This is a genomic window from Mesorhizobium sp. M0276 (assembly GCF_040321755.1).
Taxonomy (GTDB): Bacteria; Pseudomonadota; Alphaproteobacteria; order Rhizobiales; family Rhizobiaceae; genus Mesorhizobium.
On record NZ_JAMYSC010000091.1, the window covers coordinates 1 to 18,277 of the forward strand.

The following is an 18,277-nucleotide window of genomic DNA, read 5'->3' on the forward strand; positions in this document are numbered from 1 at the left end:
AACGCATCTACCGCGAGATCGACGGTCCGCTGCTGTTCATGTTCGCCGGCCTGTTCATTGTCGTCGCCGGCGCCGAAAAGACGCTGCTGACATCAGACATGATCGCCTCGGCAAAGAACCTCGGTCTCGACGATGTCTGGCGCCTGTCCGGCTTCACCGCCGTGCTCTCCAACATCATGAGCAATGTCCCGGCCGTGCTGGCGCTGCGGCCCTTCATACCCGGCCTCGAAAATCCCGAGCGCGCCTGGCTGGTCGTCGCCATGAGCTCGACGCTGGCCGGCAATTTCACGCTGCTTGGTTCGGTCGCCAATCTGATCGTCGCCGAACAGGCACGGGCCGCCGGCACGCCGCTGTCGTTCGGCGCCTTCTTCAAGATCGGCTTGCCGCTGACGCTGGTCACGCTTGGTATGGGCACGGCATGGCTGGCGTTTGGGTTCTAGACCTGGCTGCTTGAAGTTCGCGCCCGCACAAGCGTCGCTGCGGCGCGGCCGGCCGCCTCGATATAATCGAGATTGCGGTGGATCAGCATGATCGAAAAGGAGCCGTCGATCAGCAGTACGATCTAGCGCGCCAAGGCTTGCGGCACTCCGAACCGGCGATCGCCAGCATCCTAACGGCGGTGGCGCGCGGCCTCAATCAGAGCATCACCGACGGCCTGCTGGTCGAGGCCGAGCAGTTCGCCCGCATGGCCTCGACCGCCGATTTGCGCGAAGGGCTCGATGCCTGGATCGAGCGGCGCGAGCCGCGCTATGGCGGCGCATGGGCACATATCGCGCGGCCTGAGGAGACCAGGCGAGCCTCGCTGGCGTCGGATCAGGGCGCCACCACCAAGCGGCCTTTCATGTTGGGGTGAAAGCGGCAGAAATAGTCGACCGGTCCCGCCGCCTTCAACGTCAGGCTTCCGGATTTCTTCGGCGGGATCATCACTTCCCAGCCACCTTTCACCGTGGCCGTGTGGGCGAACATATCCTTGTTCACCCACTCGATCGTGTCGCCGACCTTGGCCCCGACGGTGGCCGGCGAGAACACCAATTTGTCGATGGTGACCCGGATCGTTTCAGCTTGCGCCGAAATGATGCCGACGGCCAGCATCATCGCAATCCACAGAGGGCGTTTCGGCATGCTCCCGGTCCTTACTTCAGCATGCCGGCGACGTGTTCGGCATGCTGCTCATGGCCCTGGAAAATCTTCAGCCCGGTTTCCAGCAGGCTCTTCAATTCGGCATTCTGCGCCGACGGGATGAGCAGCGTTTCAAGAGCGCCGTCGACCTGCTTGTGATAGGCCACCTCATTGTCGACATAAGCCTTGTCGAAGGCCGCGCCCTTGAGCTTGGCGAGTTTCGCCCGCTCCTCCTCCGCCGCTTTGGTCAACGCCTTGCTGGTAGCGTTGTTTTCCGGCGTCACCTTGAGTTTCTTGACCAGATCGAGCGCCTGCACGTTCACAGCCTCGTGGTCGCGGATCATGTCCTTGGCGAAGCCCACGACTTCCTTGTTCTTGGACTTCTTGATCGCCTGCTTGGCGGCCTCCACGTCGAGCACGCCGGCGGTGTAGGCGATGTGTGCGATCTGCGGGTCGGTAGGCTTGTCGGCGGCTTGTGCGAACGGGGCAGTGCCGAGCAGCAGCAGGGCGGCCAGGGCAGCGGTGTGTCGGATTAGCATGGCATCTCCTTCGCCCGGACGCGGGGATCGCGCCGGACAGCGTTTTTCGGTTGACGATCATTGGATGCGGGACGGCGGCAAACGTTCCCGTCAAAATAAACTGAATCCGCCGGGGTCAGTTCTCCAGCCCGAGCCGCCGCATGACCGCGCTGGTCAGCCTTTCGCAACGCCGGCCGGCGAAGGGGAAGGCATCGAGCAGCACCGGCCCGATCTGGTCGTCCAGCGCCTTGCGCACCAGGGCGCGGGCGCGGTGCAGCCTTGTCTTGACGGTTTGCGGCCGCACGCAGAGAAGGTCGGCGGTCTCTTCGATGCTCAGGCCCTCGATCACGCGTGCCACGAACACGGTTCGGTAGACATCGGGAAGGCTGTCGGTGGCCTGTTCGACCAGTTGGAGGATCTGCCGTTGCGCCATCGTCCGTTCCGGATCGTCGCTGGGGTTGAGGGGGAACCGGATGATCTCGGCTTGCGGGCTTTCCGGCATTGCCACCGTTCGGCGCCTCTTGCGCAGACGGCCGAGCGCCTCGTTGATGACGATGCGCGACAGCCATGTGGCCAGCGATGAGTCGCCGCGAAAGGCATCGAGATGGGCGAACGCCCTGACATAGGCCTCCTGCACGATGTCCTCGGCCTCGCTGTCATTGCGCACGACGCCACGCGCGATCCTGTAGAGCCGTTGATTGTGCGTCTTGATGATGGTGCGGAAGGCATCGCCCTCGCGCGCCAGGGCGCGCCGCACGAGTTGCACGTCGCCCGATGCAGAAGACACGGCCGTCAAGACAGCAGGCATGGCCAGTTTCCTCAACCCGATCTCTGGACCGGAACCTCGATTGAGAGATTGGACGCTGTTGCCGGCAAAAGGTTCCCGACGATCTTTCTCCGGGTCCGGCGGGGTTAAGCTACCGCATCCAATGAAGGCTTGTCAGCAGCCCGCAGGCGCGCCGTTGCCGCCAGGAGATCGGTCTGGGTGATCAGCCCAAGAATCCGCTCGTCGTCGTCGACGATGATGACGGCATGGCTGCGGCCGTCGGTGAGCACCGGCAGCAGGCCCATGGCGGCGAAACCGGCGCCGGCGGTCGCGGCGGGCGATATCACGGATGCAATCGAACCGCAGGCCTGGGTCAGTTCCCGCAATCCCACGGTGCCCGCCAGCCTTGCCTCCGCGTTGACGACCGGCAAGGTGCGGATGTTGTGGTCAAGCAGCAACTGGCGCGCCGCCTCGGCTGAGGTGTGTGCGTCGACCGAAATCACATCGCGCGACATGATGTCCTCGCACAGAACGGTCTTGTGCGCGCGCACCATCGCCTGCAATTCGACTTGCCGCAGCAGCCGGTCGAGATCGCTGCGATCGATATCGAACGTCTCGTCGAGTGCGCCAAGCGCGGCATCGATGTCTTCGGACCGGAAGCCGACGCGCGACTGTGCCGGCGGATCGCTGGTGCCGTGGCTATTCGTTGGCGCTGCAGCCGGCACATGCGGATAATTGCGCCGGGCCAGTCTGTGGAAGCCGTAGCCGAGCGCCACAAGCAGGATCGAGTTCAGCGCCACCGGCACGAACGGAAACAGGAAGCCGGCGCTGATGACGGCGGGTCCTCCCAGCACCGCGGTCAGGGCGGCCGCCCCGCCTGGCGGATGCAGGCAACGCGTGAACGACATTGCGGCGATGGCCAGTGCCACCGCGATGCCGGTGGCAAGGGCGGTTTCGTGTATGAAATGCGCCACGATCACGCCGACCAGTGCCGAAATCGTGTTGCCGCCGATGATCGACCATGGCTGCGCCAGCGGGCTGGCGGGCACGGCGAACAGGAGCACGGCCGACGCTCCCATCGGCGCCACCAGCAGCGGCACATGCGGACCGTTGCCGAGCACGAGGCTGGCGATGACACCGGTGAGCGCAATCCCGACCGTCGCTCCGATACAGGCGACGAGGCGTTCGCGCAGCGTCGCGCCGGCAAGAATGGGAACAAAGAGGCGGAAGGCCATGACGTCGAAAAACTCTGCCGTATTCCAGGGGAAGTAGAAATCGTGATGATCGCAACGCAATGGCGCGACCTCATGGGATTTGAAAGCCAAATTGATCCGCGAAGTCGCGGTTTGTGGGAATAGAATTCCGTGACTTCTGATCGTTCAGGCAGTCGCCGCGGCGGTCAGGCCGCGCGAAATGTCGGCTTTCAAGTCGTCGACATCCTCGAGGCCGATCTGCAGGCGGATCAACGGGCCTTCATAGGGCGCTTTCGCGACAACGCGGTCGCCGAGCCAGACCGGCACCGCGAGGCTCTCATAGCCGCCCCAGGAATAACCGAGGCCGAAGATACGCAGCGCGTCGAGGAAGGCGTGCTGCTGCTTTTGGCCGCCGCCGGCAAGCACGATGGAAAAGATGCCGCTGGAGCCGGAGAAGTCGCGCTTCCACAAAGCGTGGTCCGGGTGGCTGGGAAGGGCAGGGTGGAGCACGCGCGCCACGCCTTCCTGGCCTTCCAGCCAGGAGGCGATGGCGAGTGTGCTGCGCTGATGGTGCTCCAGGCGCACGCCCATGGTGCGCAGGCCGCGCAGCACCTGGTAGACATCGTCGGGCCCGGCGCAGCAGCCAAGCGTGCAGAAGCTTTCATAAAGATGCTTCCAGCAGTTCTCATTGGCCGACACCGTGCCAAGCAGCACGTCGGAATGGCCGGCCGGGTACTTCGTCGCCGCATGTATCGAAATGTCGACGCCATGGTCGAGCGGACGGAAATACAGCGGCGTCGCCCAGGTGTTGTCCATCATGACGATCGCGCCTGCGGCGTGCGCCGCCTTGACGATGGCCGGGATGTCCTGCACCTCGAAAGTGTTGGACGCTGGCGATTCCGTGAACACCACCTTGGTGTTGGGCTTGATCAACGCCGCGATGCCGGCGCCGACCTCCGGGGCATAGTACTCGACGTCGACACCCAGCCGCTTCAGCATCGTGTCGGCGAAGTTGCGGGTCGGGTGATAGACGCTGTCGACGATCAGCAGATGGTCGCCAGCCGACACGAAGGCGAGCAGCGGCACGGTTACCGCCGCAAGGCCCGACGGCACCACGACCGTGCCGGCCGAGCCTTCCAGCGCGTCTATGGCGTGGGCAAGGGCATCTGTCGTCGGCGTGCCGCGCGTGCCGTAGGTGTATTTCTGGCTGCGTGCCGCCATCGACGCCGCGTCACGATAGAGCACGGTCGAGGCATGCACCACCGGCGGATTGACGAAGCCGAAATAGTCATGCGGATTGTTGCCTGAATGGGCAAGCCGCGTGTTGATGCCCATCTCGCCGCTAACGTGCCCGCTGCCGTCTTTCGCCATTCTGCGTCGCCTTGTTTGACAAGCCGCTAGCCATAGTGCGGCGTCATGGACCGTGCAACAGCCACCGGCCGCCAGGGGATGGACTTCGAATATGCCAATTCGTCGCGGCAAAAGGTGGCGATTGGGGTGCGGCGCGACCCCGGCGGTGCGTTGCCGGCAGATGCGCCGGTCTCCGCCGACAGGGCTCCGAACTCGGGGTAACGGGTTCCTTCGGAGCCTTCGCCTGCTGACGGAGCATCAAACGAAAAACCCGCCTGTACGGCGGGTCACTGGCGCAAATCGGCACCATGGACAAATATGTACCATAGCTGAGGTCACGGAGTCAAGAAAAAATTCCTATCGTGAAAAGTTACCGACACAAAGGCTGCCGACACCGCCCAACTGGCTGTCGTCAGGTCTTTTGCTAACCTGAGTTCGGAGCCCTATCTCCGCCGATCGGCCTATTGTGGGCGGCTGCCAAAGATATATAATTGTCTGCTAATATTAATCGCCGGATTGCTTCGATCAGATGCTGCCGGAAGGTTGTTGCCGGTTGACCTTCTGGTCCTCCACGATCCGGATCGCGCTCACGAAGCGTGAGCGCGGCAAGGGGAGGAATGCCATGCCCGACGTCAAATGGACCATGAAGGCGCGCGAATTCATCAACTGCAATTGCGCTTATGGCTGCCCGTGCCAGTTCAACGCCATGCCGACATACGGTTTCTGCGAGGCGGTTGCTGGCATGGAAATCGAGAGCGGCCATCACGGCGACACCAAGCTCGACGGATTGCGGTTCGTCGGGATTTTCCGCTGGCCCGGCGCCATACACCAGGGCAGGGGCGAAGCCGCGGTGGTCATCGACGAGAGGGCAAGCGAAGCCCAGCGCGGAGCGCTGCTTCGCATACTGGGCGGTCTGGACACCGAACCAGGTGCGACGATATTCCAGGTCTTTTCGACCACGCTGGAGAAATTCCACGATCCGATCTTCGCCCCGATCGATTTCAACGTCGACGTCGAGGCGCGAACCGGGCGGTTGCACGTCAAGGGTGTGACGGATGGCCATGGCGAGCCGATCAAGAATCCGGTCACCGGCGCGGAACACCGGGCGCGCATCGACCTGCCTCACGGTTTCGAATACGCGATCGCCGAAGTCGGGCGTGGCTGGACCAAGACGACGGGCCCTATCAAGTTCGAACTGGCCGATTCGCACAGCCATTTCGCCAATCTGCATCTCACGCAGAGCGGCATCGTGCATTGAATTGATCCGATGACCGACACGGCCCTTGAGGCGGTGCTGCGGCGCGACCGCGCGGTCGTGACGGCCGCGCTCGTCGTGATTGCCGTGCTTGCCTGGGCCTACGTTCTGTGGCTCGCCGCCCACATGGTCTTGCCCGGCTCCCCCTTGCCGGACGGCGCAGGCAGTGACATGTCCGGAGTGGACATGTCGAACATGGGCCGCATGGGCGCCACCGTGGCGCCCGGTTTCCGGGCTTGGGTACCGGCGGATTTCGCTTTCATCTTCACAATGTGGGCGGTGATGATGGTCGGCATGATGACGCCTTCGGTCGCGCCGATGCTGCTGCTCTATGCCGGCGTCGCTCGCAAGGCGCGGGCGGCCGGCCGGCCCATCGCTTCGACGGGGTGGTTTTTTGCCGGCTACCTCTCTGTCTGGGTCGTGTTCAGCATTGTGGCGACCGGTGCGCAATGGCTGCTCGCCCGTTTTGCCCTGCTCGATCCGTCGATGGCGACCGACAGCGCGATCCTCGGTGGCTTCGTTCTGATCGCCGCTGGCCTCTATCAATGGACAGCGATGAAGGGCGTCTGCTTGCGTCAATGTCAGGCGCCGATCGCGTTCCTGGCCAGCCATGGCGGGTTCCGCTCCGCTCCGCTCGGCGCGCTTCGCCTCGGCGTCGATCATGGCGCCTATTGTCTCGGTTGCTGCTGGGCGCTGATGGCTCTGCTGTTCGTCGGCGGCGTCATGAACGTGCTGTGGATCGCCGGCATCGCCATCCTTGTCTTGCTGGAGAAAACGGTCCCGACCGGCCAGTTGATTCCGCGCGTTTCCGGCGCGTCGATGGCTGCTATCGGAACCTGGCTCGTTTTTCGGGCGCTTTGAAACGGTCCTTGTCTCAGGGCGGTATTGGCTCGCAAACCGCCCAATATGTGTTGGATACCATTGTGGCGAGTCAGTAACGCCTAGGTATTGCCTGGGATGAATTGCGGCTGCCGCGGCCTGCATTTGCGTTGCATGAGCTTTGCCGGCTTGTTTGCGCTGCTGACTAATTCGCGGGCGCGTTGTCTGCAATTCAGGCATTTGCGGCAATCGGTTTCAAACTCTTTCAGTTTAGGTCATTTCCCTTGACCTCACAGGAATTATCGCCTTCGATGACATTCGTGAATGGGAGGTGGCGCGTCGGTTACGATGCGGGGTGCCGGGAATGGGCCGGAACGGGAACAGCATTCACACGGGAAAAAAGTCAGGGTTTGCCCTGAAAACAGAGAAAAGGGTCTGTGGGTCATGAAACATATTGCTATCGGCATTCTTGGCGCCGCCACGCTTGGGTTGATGGCGTCGGCCGCGTCGGCGGCCACGCTCGACACCGTCAAGGCGAAGGGTTTCATCCAGTGCGGCGTCTCGACAGGCCTGGCCGGCTTCTCGGCGCCGGACGACAAGGGTGACTGGCAAGGCATCGATGCGGATTTCTGCCGCGCTGTCGCAGCCGCCGTCTTTGGTGACGGCACCAAGGTCAAGTTCACGCCGCTCAGCGCCAAGGAGCGTTTTACAGCGCTGCAGTCAGGCGAGGTCGACATCCTGTCGCGCAACACCACCTGGACCATCAATCGCGACACGGCACTTGGCCTGAATTTCGTCGGTACCACCTACTATGACGGCCAGGGCTTCATGATCAACGCCAAGAAACTGCCCGGCGTCAATTCCGCGCTGCAGCTTTCCGGCGCCGCCGTCTGCGTGCAGAGCGGCACCACCACCGAGCTCAATCTGGCCGACTATTTCAAGGCCAACAAGATGGAGTACAGTCCGGTCGTCTTCGAAAAGCTGGAAGAGGTCAACGCCGCCTATAACGCCGGCCGTTGCGACGTCTACACCACCGACCAGTCGGGCCTCTACGGCATCCGCCTGACGCTGGACTCGCCGGCCGACCACGTCGTGCTGCCCGAGATTATCTCCAAGGAGCCGCTCGGACCGGCCGTGCGCCAGGGTGACGACCAGTGGTACCACATCGTCAAGTGGACCTATTTCGCTCTGTTGCAGGCGGAAGAGCTTGGCATCACCAAGGCCAATGTCGACGAAATGAAGAACTCGCCCAGCCCGGAGATCAAGCGCGTGCTTGGCCAGGAAGCCGATACCAAGATCGGTACCGATCTCGGCGTCTCCAACGACTGGGTCGTCAACATCGTCAAGGCCGTGGGCAATTATGGCGAAATGTTCGACCGCAATGTCGGTTCGGGCAGCCCGCTGAAGATCGCCCGCGGCATCAACGCACTGTGGACCAAGGGCGGCCTGCAGTACTCTCCGCCGATCCGCTGATCGAAATGTGATCCGGGAGGCAGGTCGTCTGCTTCCCGGTTTCTCTTTCCAGGGGACGGTCGAATGGCATCGCAGGAAGTTCTTCGCGAGGAGCCCAGCCGAGGTTCCTTCATCAACGATCCAAGGGTCCGGGGCATATTCTTCCAGGCGGTGGTCGTCGTTGTGTTGGTGGCTGGCGTCTGGTGGATTGCCCATAACGTCATCGACAATCTGACCCGGCTGCGCATCGCGTCGGGCTTCGGCTTCCTCAAGGGCCGCGCCGGCTTCGACATCAGCGAGAGCGCCATCGCCTATTCATCGGATTCGACCTATGGCCGCGCCATCCTGGTCGGCTTCCTCAACACCGTGATCGTCGCCGTCGTCGGAATCATCACCGCGACAATCATCGGCTTCATTGTCGGCATCGGCCGGCTTTCGCAAAACTGGCTGATCAGGAAGATCTGCACGGTCTATGTCGAGGTGTTCCGCAACATCCCGCCGCTGCTGGTCATCTTCTTCTGGTATTCCGGCGTGCTTGCCGTGCTGCCGCCGCCGCGCGAGAGCATCAATTTGCCGTTCGGCTCCTTCCTCAACCAGCGCGGCTTCTATTTTCCGCGCGCCGTGTGGGGCGACGGCTCCTGGCTTATCTTCGTCGCTCTGCTTGTCGGCATCGCCATGGCGTGGTTCGTCGCGCGCAAGGCGCGGCAACGGCAGATGGCGACCGGCCAGCAATTTCCGGTGTTTTGGACGTCCGCCGCGGTGATCGTCGGGCTGCCTCTGCTCGCCTATGTGTTGAGCGGCTTCCCCTTGAGTTTCGATTACCCCAAGCAATCGACCTTCAACCTGACCGGCGGCTTCCAGGTCAGGCCGGAGTTCCTATCGCTGTATCTGGCGCTATCCTGCTATACCGCCGCCTTCATTGCCGAGATCGTACGCGCCGGCATCAGGGGCGTCAGCAAGGGCCAGACGGAAGCTGCCGGCGCGTTGGGGTTGCGGCCCGGATCGATCCTGCGGCTGGTCGTCGTGCCGCAAGCCATGCGCATCGTCATTCCGCCGCTGACCAGCCAGTATCTCAACCTGACCAAGAACTCGTCGCTCGCTATCGCCATCGGCTATCCGGACCTGACTGCCACCGCCGGCACGGTGCTGAACCAGACCGGCCAGGCCGTCGAGGGCGTGGTGATCATGATGGTGATCTATCTGGCCATCAGCCTTCTGACCTCGCTTGTGATGAACTGGTTCAACGCCAAGATGGCGCTGGTGGAGAGGTGAGGTAAGGACATGCAGGAACATGACATGTCCTGGGTGCGCAGCGAAATGGCGCTGGCTGAGCCAGCACCTGCCGGCGTTGCGGGTTTCCAAGCGTGGGTGCGCAAGAACCTGATCGCTTCCACCGGCGACACCATCATGACCATCGCCGGCATCGCCCTTGTGGTGATGATCCTGCCGCAAATCATCAATTGGGCGTTCATCAATGCTGTGTGGACCGGGCCGGACCGGACCGCATGCGCCACCGTGGCGCAAGGCGGCGTCCAGCCGGAGGGCTGGACTGGCGCCTGCTGGGCTTTCGTCAATGCCAAATTCGGACAGTTCATGGTCGGGCGTTATCCGATCGAGGGGCGCTGGCGGCCGATCCTGGTCGCCATCCTGTTCGTGGCGCTGCTGGTGCCGATGCTCATCCCGAAGGTGCCGCGCAAAGGCCTGAATGCCATTCTGCTGTTCTTTGCACTGCCTGTCGTCGCCTTCATCCTGCTGGTCGGCGGCATGTTCGGCCTGCCGCATGTCGAAACCTCGCTGTGGGGCGGGCTGCTGGTGACGCTCAGCCTGTCCTTCGTCGGTATTGCAGTTTCGCTGCCGCTTGGCATCGTGCTGGCGCTCGGCCGTCGGTCGAAGATGCCGATCATCAAGACGCTGTGCGTCATCTTCATCGAGACGGTGCGCGGCATCCCGCTGATCACCGTGCTGTTCTTCGCCAGCGTCATGCTGCCGCTGTTCCTGCCGGAGGGCGTCTCGTTCGACAAATTCCTGCGCGCTTTGATCGGCGTGTCGCTGTTTGCCGCCGCCTATATGGCCGAAGTGGTGCGCGGCGGACTGCAGGCAATCCCCAAGGGCCAGTATGAAGGTGCGGATTCGCTCGGCCTCGGCTATTGGCAAAAGATGTATTTGATCGTCATGCCACAGGCACTGAAGCTGGTCATCCCGGGCATCGTCAACACCTTTATCGGCATGTTCAAGGACACCAGCCTGGTCATCATCATCTCGATGTTCGACCTGCTCGGCATTGTGAAGCAGAACTTCTCCGACCCGAACTGGGCAACGGCGCAGACGGCCAGGTCCGGCCTGATCTTCGCGGCCTTCATCTTCTGGCTGTTCTGCTTCGGCATGTCGCGCTATTCAATGTTCACAGAACGTCGGCTCGACACCGGCCACAAACGCTAAACAAAAGAACAAAGGGAACCCGTCATGGCCACCGAAAATGCCGTCAGCGCGGAAGAGATCAAGGTCAACGCCGCCAAGATGCAGATTTCGACCACCGATGTCGCCATAGACATCATCGCCATGCACAAATGGTATGGCGAATTCCATGTGCTGAAGGACATCAATCTGAAAGTGATGCGCGGCGAGCGTATCGTCATCTGTGGCCCTTCGGGCTCCGGCAAATCGACGATGATCCGCTGCATCAACCGTCTGGAAGAGCACCAGAAGGGCAAGATCATCGTCGACGGCAAGGAACTGACCAACGATCTCAAGAAGATCGACGAGGTCCGCCGCGAGGTTGGCATGGTGTTCCAGCACTTCAACCTGTTCCCGCATCTGACCATTCTGGAGAACTGCACGCTGGCGCCGATCTGGGTGCGCAAGACGCCGAAGAAACAGGCAGAGGAAATCGCCATGCATTTCCTCAAGCGCGTCAAGATCCCCGAACAGGCCCATAAATATCCCGGCCAGCTGTCCGGCGGCCAGCAGCAGCGCGTGGCGATCGCCCGCTCGCTGTGCATGAACCCGCGCATCATGCTGTTCGATGAGCCAACCTCGGCGCTCGATCCGGAAATGATCAAGGAAGTGCTGGAGACCATGGTTGGCCTTGCCGAGGAAGGCATGACCATGCTGTGCGTCACCCACGAGATGGGCTTTGCCCGCAAGGTCGCCAACCGCGTGATCTTCATGGACCAGGGCCAGATCGTCGAGCAGAACACGCCGGCCGAGTTCTTCGACCACCCGCGCCACGAGCGCACGAAGCTGTTCCTGTCACAGATCCTGCACTGATCGTTTTTCCACGGACGCAAGAAGCCCGGCCGAAACTTTGGCCGGGCTCTTTTCGTATGGATCGCCAGGATGTGAGGCAGATGTGTTGCGCCGGAGCGCCATCGCAGGGCTGCCGTCGATGAAGCGGCTCTGGCGATTTCTCGGCCTGGTGGTTGCGGTGGTGACGCTGACGGCTGCGCTGGGTGCGTTGGTGCCGCGGCCGCTGTGGCGGTCGGCCGCCGCGGCAGCACCCGCCGCCACGCACCGCATCCTGGTGTTGAAGAACCCGATCCACACCGACATCGCCATTCCGATCGACGATGCCGTGCGCCAGCGCTTCCACTTCCTGGTCGACGCCGGCATACCCGCCGATAGCCCGGAGGTGCGCTATATCGTCTTCGGCTGGGGTGGCCGCGCCTTCTATCTGGAGACGCCGACATGGTCTGAGTTGAAGGCGGTGCCGGTGATGAAGGCACTGACCGTCGATGCGTCGGTCATGCATGTCGAGGTCGCCGGCGACATCGTCAAGGGTCCCGACGTTGCCGGCTTCGACATCGGCGAGGAGCGCTTCGCGGCGCTGCTCGATTTCATCGATGCGAGTTTTCAGCGGGGTCCGAAGGGTCCGATCCTTGTCCCGGATGCAGCCTATTCCAGGTTCGACGGCTTCTACGAAGCCAATGGCCATTTCAATGCATTGGTCGGCTGCAACACCTGGATGGCGGCTGCCTTGCGCGCCGCCGGCCTGCGCACCGGCTGGTGGAACCCGCTGCCCGTATCGCTTGGCCTGTCGATGCGGCTGTATAACTAACCGTGCCTCAAAGGCCGCCATTCAGGCCCAAGTTCAGCGTCGAATGATCTTCTGAGCCCGCCAGCCATAGAGCCAGTCCAGATCAGCGGCGAGCTTTTCCGGAGAGCGCATCATCAGGAACAGATTGCGCGCGATCGCCACTGGGCCCGCGGCATGCCAGGCAAGGCGGTTGATGGCGCCGCGGCGTGCGACCTGCGCGACACGCGACCGCCGTGACTGCTCCCAGACGGCAAGCGCGGCCAGAGGATCGGCAGGGAAGTCGGCAATGATATCGGCAAGTGTCGCCGCATCCTCGATCGCCATGGCCGCGCCTTGCGCTGCGAACGGCGTCATCGCATGTGCGGCGTCGCCGATCAGCGCGATGCCGTCCGGCATTGTCCAGGGTCGCTTCTGGTCGACCGTATGAAGCGGCCAGGTCAGCCACGGGCCAGCCCCTTCCACCAGTCTTGCAAGGCCAGGCGCGGTGCCGCGCACTGCGCCGGCGAGGATGCCGGGATCGGCATGGCCGGACCAGCCTTCGGCAATGCGTTCGCCCTTGGTGAAGGCGACGAGATTGAAGGCGTCACCCCCGCTGACGGGATAGGCGACCATATGGAAGCCCCGGTGCAGGAAGGTGGTGACGCAGTCCGGGGCGCCGATCGCCGCGAACGCATGCCCTGCGGCACTCTGCGCGGCAATGGTCGTGCGCCAGGCCAGTTCGCCGGAAAAGCGGCTTCTTGGCGAGGCAGCCCCCTTGGCCGCGTCGACAAGCCCGCGCACCGAGGACCAGACGCCATCGGCGCCGACCAGCAGGAACCCCTCGGCCGCGATGGATTTGCCGCCGATCTCGACCGTCGCGGTGATGCCATGGGTTCCGGTGGCAATGCCGTGGAGGCGGGCGCCAGTGACGATCTTGATATCGTCGATCTCGCCGGCACGCGCCATCAGTGCACTCTGCAGGTCGGCCCTGTGGGCGACGAGATAGGGCACCTGCCAGCGCGTCTCGGCGACTTGCCCCAACGGCACGCGTGCCAGTTCGCGCAGCGTCGCTGCGTCCTTCAAGACCACGGCTTCCGGCCGCACCGCTGCCGGCAGCAGCCGGTCGAGCACTCCAAGCTGGCCCAGGATGCGCGTCGCGTTGGGAGAAAGCTGGAGGCCGGCGCCTACTGCTTCCAGGCGTTGAGCCTGTTCGAACACCTGCACGGAATAGCCGTGCTTGGCGAAAGCAAGCGCTGCGGTCAGCCCGGCGACGCCCGCCCCGGCGATGAGAATTTGCCGGGAACGCAAGTCGTTCATCGAGCTTGTCGCGAAAAGAATCAGGCAGCCTGGTCGATATAGATGCAGCCGGCCGGCAGCGTTTCCGTCGCCTTCAGCTTGGGCGAATAGCGGTACAGCGTCGAGCAATAGGGGCAGACTTTTTCATTGTCGTCGCCCATGTCGAGAAACACATGCGGGTGATCGAAAGGCGGGTTGGCGCCCGTGCACATGAATTCCTTGACGCCGATGTCGATAGCCGGATAGCCCGCATCGTTCTGGAAATGGGGAATGGAACCGCCTGCCATCGTCGTCTCCTTAACGCAGTCTCTTCTGCATCTGGATCATAACAGGCGTCTTTGCAAGTTCGATGAAATGAAACTGTCGCAAAAGCCTGTCAGAGGATAAGTTAAGCCGGTTAACGCATGACCCGGAAAACCGACTTCGGTTTTCGGAAGGGATCATGCGTTGCCTTGGAGTGGTAGAGCGTCCTTTGCGCGTCCTCGAGGACGCGCGGCGCCCTAGCCGGCAGACTGTGTGGAAAGCGGAATATGAACGAACTGAAGCCGGTGCAGAGCGAATTCATCAACGTCGAGGCGGCAAGCCCGGAAGGCGGCAATCCGGATCGTTTCGTCAATCGCGAATTTTCCTGGCTGCAGTTCAACCGGCGCGTTCTCGAAGAATCGCTGAACCTCAATCATCCGCTGCTGGAACGTGTCCGCTTCCTGTCGATCTCGGCCGCCAATCTCGACGAGTTCTTCATGGTGCGCGTCGCCGGCCTCGCCGGCCAGGTGCGCGAAGGCATCGTGCTGAAAAGTCCTGACGGGCGCACCCCCGAACAGCAGCTGGAACAGCTGCTGCGCGAGGTCGAGCGGCTGCAGGAAGACCAGCAGAAGAGCCTGTCTGCGCTCACGGTGCTGCTCAACAAGGAGGGCATCGAGACCATTACCCGCGACGCGCTCACCAAGGACGAGAAAATCTGGCTGGAAGACCATTTCCAGGAGCAGGTGTTTCCGGTGCTGACACCGCTGTCGATCGACCCGGCGCACCCGTTCCCGTTCATCCCCAATCTCGGCTTCTCGATGGCGCTGCAACTGCGTCATCGCAAGAACGGCGAAGAGATGAGCGCGCTGCTGCGCCTGCCGGTGGCGCTCAAGCGCTTCATCCGTCTGCCGGACCGCAAACGCCATGTCCGCTTCATCCCGCTGGAAGAAGCGGTCGGCCTGTATATCGGCAAGCTCTTCCCTGGCTATGAGGTCAAGGGCTCGGGCACGTTCCGCATCATCCGCGACAGCGATATCGAGGTCGAGGAGGAGTCCGAGGATCTAGTGCGCCTGTTCGAGACGGCGCTGAAGCGGCGCCGCCGCGGTTCGGTGATCCGGATCGAGTTCGACATACTGATGCCGGCGGAACTGCGCGATTTCGTCGCTGGCGAGCTTGGCGTCTCGTCGAGCCGCATCAGCGTGCTCACCGGTCCGCTGGCGCTCAGCCAGATTTCCGAAATCGTCGCCGTTCCCCGCGACGATCTCAAATTCACCCCCTACAATCCGCGCTTTCCCGAACGCATTCGCGAGCACGGCGGCGACTGTTTCGCCGCCATCCGCGAGAAGGACATCGTCGTCCACCATCCGTATGAATCCTTCGATGTGGTGGTGCAGTTCCTGCGTCAGGCGATGGCAGACCCGGAAGTGGTGGCGATCAAGCAGACGCTTTACCGCACCTCCAATGACAGCCCGATCGTGCGCGCGCTGGTCGACGCGGCCGAGGCCGGCAAATCGGTTACGGCTCTGGTCGAACTCAAGGCGCGCTTCGACGAGGAGGCCAACATCCGCTGGGCGCGCGACCTGGAGCGTGCCGGCGTGCAGGTCGTGTTCGGGTTTCTCGAACTGAAGACACATGCGAAGATGTCGCTGGTGGTGCGGCGCGAGGACGGCAAATTGCGCAACTATGTGCACCTCGGCACCGGCAACTACCATCCGGTCACGGCGCGCATCTACACCGACCTGTCCTTCTTCACCACCGATCCGACGATTGCACGCGACGTCGCCCAGCTCTTCAATTTCATCACCGGCTATGCCGAGCCGACGGACGAAATGCGTCTGGCGATCTCGCCGTTCACGCTGAGAAGCCGCATCTTGAAGCATATTGCCGACGAGATTGCCTATGCTGTGGAAGGCAAGCCGGCGCGCATCTGGATGAAGATGAACGCGCTCGTCGACCCGATCATCATCGACGCGCTCTATGATGCCAGCCGCGCCGGAGTCGAGATCGACCTTGTCGTGCGCGGCATCTGCTGCCTGCGGCCGCAGGTTCCGGGCCTTTCGGAGAACATTCGTGTAAAATCGATCGTCGGGCGGTTTCTCGAGCACAGCCGCATCTATTGCTTCGGCAACGGTCACGGCCTGCCGTCGGACGAGGCTGTCGTCTACATCTCGTCGGCGGACCTCATGCCGCGCAATCTCGACCGCCGCGTCGAAACCATGGTGCCGATCACCAACCCAACTGTGCATGAACAGATCCTTGGCCAGATCATGCTTGGCAACATCATGGACAATCAGCAAAGTTTCGACGTATTGGCTGATGGAACTTCCCGGCGCGTGGTGCTGGAGGAGGGCGAGGAACCGTTCAACGCGCAGGAATATTTCATGACCAATCCGAGCCTGTCGGGACGGGGTGACGCGCTGAAGTCGCACGCGCCCAAGCGCATCGCGCAATTCAAGCGCCGCAAGAAGAACGCCGCAGCGTCCGGCTGATGCTGTCTAATTCCCAAGGCCGGTTGCAGGACCGTCGACCGCTGTCCATCATCGACATCGGATCGAATTCGATCCGTCTCGTCGTCTACGAGGGGCTGTCGCGCTCGCCAACCATGCTGTTCAACGAAAAGATGCTCGCCGGTCTCGGCCGAGGCATCGTTTCGACCGGCAAGCTCGACCCCGAGGCAGTGACGCGCTCGATGGAAGAGTTCCGCCGCTTTCGCGCGCTCTCCGACCAGGCCGGCGCCGAACAGATGTATGTGCTGGCCACCGCCGCCGCCCGCGAGGCTATCAACGGTCCCGATTTCATCCACCGCGCCGAAGATGTGCTCAAGACCGAGATCCGTGTGATCAGCGGCCGTCAGGAAGCCTATTATTCGGCGCTTGGCGTCATTTCCGGCTTCCATCCGGCCGATGGCATCGCCGGCGATCTGGGTGGCGGCAGCCTCGAACTGGTCGATGTCAACGGCGAAGCGATCGGTGACGGCATAACGCTGCCGCTGGGCGGCCTGCGCCTGCAGGACATGGCGAAGAACTCGCTGACCCAGGCGGCCAAGATCGCGCGTGACGAACTCGCGAGGGCCAAGCTGTTGAAAGGCGGTCGGGGCAGGCCCTTCTACGCCGTAGGCGGAACCTGGCGAAATCTCGCCCGGCTGCACATGGAAATGACCAACTATCCGCTTGGCGTCATGCACCACTACGAGATATCAGCCGAAAGCGCGTCGAACTTCCTCAAGCAGGTGGCCAAGGCCGAGATCGAGAAGGTCAAGGGGATCGAAGGCGTTTCCAAGAACCGCCGTTCGCTGCTGCCTTATGGCGCCATCGTGCTGCAGGAGATCATGGCGGCGATGCACCCGTCGAAGATCATCGTCTCGGCGCTCGGCGTCCGCGAAGGCTTTCTCTATTCGCTGCTCGACAAGGCAGAGCAGAAGGCCGATCCTTTGATTTCGGCCTCGGAGGAACTCGCCCGCCTGCGCTCCCGCTCCGTCACCCATTCGCATGAGCTTGTCGACTGGACCGCAAGGACCTTTGCCGCCTTCGGCATCGACGAGACCGAGGACGAGGCACGCTATCGCCACGCGGCGGCATTGCTCGCCGACATCGGCTGGCGCGCGCATCCCGAATACCGCGGCAAGCAGTCGCTCAACATCATCGCGCACGCGTCCTTCTTCGGTGTCGACCATCCCGGCCGCGCCTTCCTGGCGCTGGCCAACGCCTACCGTCACGACGGCATCTTCAACGAATCCATCGCCCCTGAAATCAAGGCGCTGGCGACGCCGCGCTATCTGGAGCGGGCCAGGGTGCTGGCGGCGATGATGCGCGTCGTCTATCTGCTGACGGCGTCGATGCCGGGCATCATGCCCAGGCTGAAATGGGAACAGCGCGGCAATGGCGTGCTGGCGCTGGTCTTGCCGGCATCGCTGGCCGATCTCTATGGCGAGCGGCCGGCCGGACGCCTGGCGCAACTGGCAAGGATCACCAACCGCCGTCTGGTGCTGGCCGTCGAGGGTGGCCCTAGTGTCTCGGTGAAGTGAACACGGCCTACCAGAGCGTGACTTAATCCACGCGGATATTAGACTAGACCAACTCAATCGCGCCACTTGTCAGCGGCTTCGCGTTTGATGACCGGCTTCCCCCAATCCGTCGCTGCTTCGCAGCGCCACCTTTCCCCCCTCCGGAGCAGGGCTGTCCGGGGAAAGTTTTGAGTGAATCGAAATGCCGCATGTGCATGCCCCGTAAAACGGGGTTTGTCCGTCTTCTCTCT

At 62.6% G+C, this 18,277-nt stretch carries 17 protein-coding genes and 1 pseudogene; 11 read left to right on the forward strand and 7 right to left on the reverse strand.

The annotated features are described in order from the left end of the window. On the forward strand, positions 1-440 hold a 440-nt coding region (locus tag NKJ01_RS33985; RefSeq protein WP_352734817.1), incomplete at its 5' end, for an SLC13 family permease. Between the two features lie 116 nt (positions 441-556). Beyond that, a pseudogene (locus tag NKJ01_RS33990) lies at positions 557-853 on the forward strand (enoyl-CoA hydratase); the annotation flags it as partial. Here the strand turns inward: NKJ01_RS33990 and NKJ01_RS33995 are convergent. From NKJ01_RS33995 to NKJ01_RS34015, 5 genes are all read right to left on the reverse strand, one after another. Beyond that, entirely contained in the window at positions 814-1,122 is a 309-nt protein-coding gene (locus NKJ01_RS33995; protein WP_352734819.1) for a cupredoxin domain-containing protein, read from the reverse strand. The pseudogene NKJ01_RS33990 and the gene NKJ01_RS33995 sit on opposite strands and share 40 nt — an antisense overlap. Before the next feature lie 11 nt (positions 1,123-1,133). Next, positions 1,134-1,658 carry a DUF4142 domain-containing protein gene (locus tag NKJ01_RS34000; RefSeq protein WP_352734821.1) on the reverse strand — a complete coding sequence of 175 codons (525 nt, stop codon included), beginning with the start codon at positions 1,656-1,658 and terminating at the stop codon, positions 1,134-1,136. Between the two features lie 115 nt (positions 1,659-1,773). Further along, positions 1,774-2,445 carry an RNA polymerase sigma factor gene (locus NKJ01_RS34005; RefSeq protein ID WP_352734823.1) on the reverse strand — a complete coding sequence of 224 codons (672 nt, stop codon included), beginning with the start codon at positions 2,443-2,445 and terminating at the stop codon, positions 1,774-1,776. 104 nt (positions 2,446-2,549) lie between these two features. After that, positions 2,550-3,638, reverse strand: a complete 1,089-nt coding sequence (locus NKJ01_RS34010; RefSeq protein WP_352734841.1) for an HPP family protein — start codon at positions 3,636-3,638, stop codon at positions 2,550-2,552. A gap of 144 nt (positions 3,639-3,782) precedes the next feature. Next, positions 3,783-4,967 (reverse strand): cystathionine beta-lyase, encoded by a 1,185-nt coding sequence (locus NKJ01_RS34015; RefSeq protein ID WP_352734825.1) that lies wholly within the window; start codon positions 4,965-4,967, stop codon positions 3,783-3,785. 601 nt (positions 4,968-5,568) lie between these two features. Here NKJ01_RS34015 and NKJ01_RS34020 point away from each other — a divergent pair. From NKJ01_RS34020 to NKJ01_RS34050, 7 genes are all read left to right on the forward strand, one after another. Beyond that, entirely contained in the window at positions 5,569-6,204 is a 636-nt protein-coding gene (locus tag NKJ01_RS34020; protein ID WP_352734827.1) for a DUF1326 domain-containing protein, read from the forward strand. A 9-nt stretch (positions 6,205-6,213) separates the two neighbouring features. Continuing rightward, a complete protein-coding gene (locus NKJ01_RS34025) occupies positions 6,214-7,062 on the forward strand; it encodes a DUF2182 domain-containing protein (RefSeq protein WP_352734829.1) in 849 nt (282 codons plus the stop codon). Between the two features lie 402 nt (positions 7,063-7,464). Then, a complete protein-coding gene (locus NKJ01_RS34030; RefSeq protein WP_352599007.1) occupies positions 7,465-8,493 on the forward strand; it encodes an amino acid ABC transporter substrate-binding protein in 1,029 nt (342 codons plus the stop codon). Positions 8,494-8,556: 63 nt separating this feature from the next. Then, a complete protein-coding gene (locus tag NKJ01_RS34035) occupies positions 8,557-9,744 on the forward strand; it encodes an amino acid ABC transporter permease (protein ID WP_023761948.1) in 1,188 nt (395 codons plus the stop codon). A 9-nt stretch (positions 9,745-9,753) separates the two neighbouring features. Beyond that, positions 9,754-10,911 (forward strand): amino acid ABC transporter permease, encoded by a 1,158-nt coding sequence (locus NKJ01_RS34040; RefSeq protein WP_352734831.1) that lies wholly within the window; start codon positions 9,754-9,756, stop codon positions 10,909-10,911. 78 nt (positions 10,912-10,989) lie between these two features. Then, complete coding sequence (locus NKJ01_RS34045) at positions 10,990-11,739, forward strand: amino acid ABC transporter ATP-binding protein (protein ID WP_031260969.1); 750 nt, start codon at positions 10,990-10,992, stop codon at positions 11,737-11,739. Between the two features lie 118 nt (positions 11,740-11,857). After that, entirely contained in the window at positions 11,858-12,526 is a 669-nt protein-coding gene (locus tag NKJ01_RS34050) for a TIGR02117 family protein (RefSeq protein WP_352734833.1), read from the forward strand. A 33-nt stretch (positions 12,527-12,559) separates the two neighbouring features. On the opposite strand, the gene NKJ01_RS34055 is transcribed toward NKJ01_RS34050, so the two are convergent. After that, positions 12,560-13,801, reverse strand: coding sequence for an FAD-dependent monooxygenase (locus NKJ01_RS34055; protein ID WP_352734835.1), 1,242 nt, complete (start codon positions 13,799-13,801; stop codon positions 12,560-12,562). A 20-nt stretch (positions 13,802-13,821) separates the two neighbouring features. Then, on the reverse strand, positions 13,822-14,067 hold the full coding sequence (locus tag NKJ01_RS34060; RefSeq protein WP_023761953.1) for a zinc-finger domain-containing protein: 246 nt from the start codon (positions 14,065-14,067) through the stop codon (positions 13,822-13,824). A gap of 243 nt (positions 14,068-14,310) precedes the next feature. Here NKJ01_RS34060 and NKJ01_RS34065 point away from each other — a divergent pair, with 243 nt between their 5' ends. Beyond that, positions 14,311-16,512 (forward strand): RNA degradosome polyphosphate kinase, encoded by a 2,202-nt coding sequence (locus NKJ01_RS34065; protein ID WP_352734837.1) that lies wholly within the window; start codon positions 14,311-14,313, stop codon positions 16,510-16,512. Continuing rightward, positions 16,512-18,047 carry an exopolyphosphatase gene (ppx, locus tag NKJ01_RS34070; RefSeq protein ID WP_352734839.1) on the forward strand — a complete coding sequence of 512 codons (1,536 nt, stop codon included), beginning with the start codon at positions 16,512-16,514 and terminating at the stop codon, positions 18,045-18,047. Before NKJ01_RS34065 ends, ppx begins: the two co-directional genes overlap by 1 nt. The last annotated feature ends 230 nt before the right edge of the window (positions 18,048-18,277 follow it).

What these genes read in the sequence shown, in the direction of transcription:
- NKJ01_RS33995 (WP_352734819.1), bottom strand. Translation starts at nt 1,122, where the DNA reads ATGCCGAAACGCCCTCTGTGGATTGCGATGATGCTGGCCGTCGGCATC.
- NKJ01_RS34000 (WP_352734821.1), bottom strand. Translation starts at nt 1,658, where the DNA reads ATGCTAATCCGACACACCGCTGCCCTGGCCGCCCTGCTGCTGCTCGGC.
- NKJ01_RS34005 (WP_352734823.1), bottom strand. Translation starts at nt 2,445, where the DNA reads ATGCCTGCTGTCTTGACGGCCGTGTCTTCTGCATCGGGCGACGTGCAA.
- NKJ01_RS34010 (WP_352734841.1), bottom strand. Translation starts at nt 3,638, where the DNA reads ATGGCCTTCCGCCTCTTTGTTCCCATTCTTGCCGGCGCGACGCTGCGC.
- NKJ01_RS34015 (WP_352734825.1), bottom strand. Translation starts at nt 4,967, where the DNA reads ATGGCGAAAGACGGCAGCGGGCACGTTAGCGGCGAGATGGGCATCAAC.
- NKJ01_RS34020 (WP_352734827.1), top strand. Translation starts at nt 5,569, where the DNA reads ATGCCCGACGTCAAATGGACCATGAAGGCGCGCGAATTCATCAACTGC.
- NKJ01_RS34025 (WP_352734829.1), top strand. Translation starts at nt 6,214, where the DNA reads ATGACCGACACGGCCCTTGAGGCGGTGCTGCGGCGCGACCGCGCGGTC.
- NKJ01_RS34030 (WP_352599007.1), top strand. Translation starts at nt 7,465, where the DNA reads ATGAAACATATTGCTATCGGCATTCTTGGCGCCGCCACGCTTGGGTTG.
- NKJ01_RS34035 (WP_023761948.1), top strand. Translation starts at nt 8,557, where the DNA reads ATGGCATCGCAGGAAGTTCTTCGCGAGGAGCCCAGCCGAGGTTCCTTC.
- NKJ01_RS34040 (WP_352734831.1), top strand. Translation starts at nt 9,754, where the DNA reads ATGCAGGAACATGACATGTCCTGGGTGCGCAGCGAAATGGCGCTGGCT.
- NKJ01_RS34045 (WP_031260969.1), top strand. Translation starts at nt 10,990, where the DNA reads ATGCAGATTTCGACCACCGATGTCGCCATAGACATCATCGCCATGCAC.
- NKJ01_RS34050 (WP_352734833.1), top strand. Translation starts at nt 11,858, where the DNA reads ATGAAGCGGCTCTGGCGATTTCTCGGCCTGGTGGTTGCGGTGGTGACG.
- NKJ01_RS34055 (WP_352734835.1), bottom strand. Translation starts at nt 13,801, where the DNA reads ATGAACGACTTGCGTTCCCGGCAAATTCTCATCGCCGGGGCGGGCGTC.
- NKJ01_RS34060 (WP_023761953.1), bottom strand. Translation starts at nt 14,067, where the DNA reads ATGGCAGGCGGTTCCATTCCCCATTTCCAGAACGATGCGGGCTATCCG.
- NKJ01_RS34065 (WP_352734837.1), top strand. Translation starts at nt 14,311, where the DNA reads ATGAACGAACTGAAGCCGGTGCAGAGCGAATTCATCAACGTCGAGGCG.
- ppx (WP_352734839.1), top strand. Translation starts at nt 16,512, where the DNA reads ATGCTGTCTAATTCCCAAGGCCGGTTGCAGGACCGTCGACCGCTGTCC.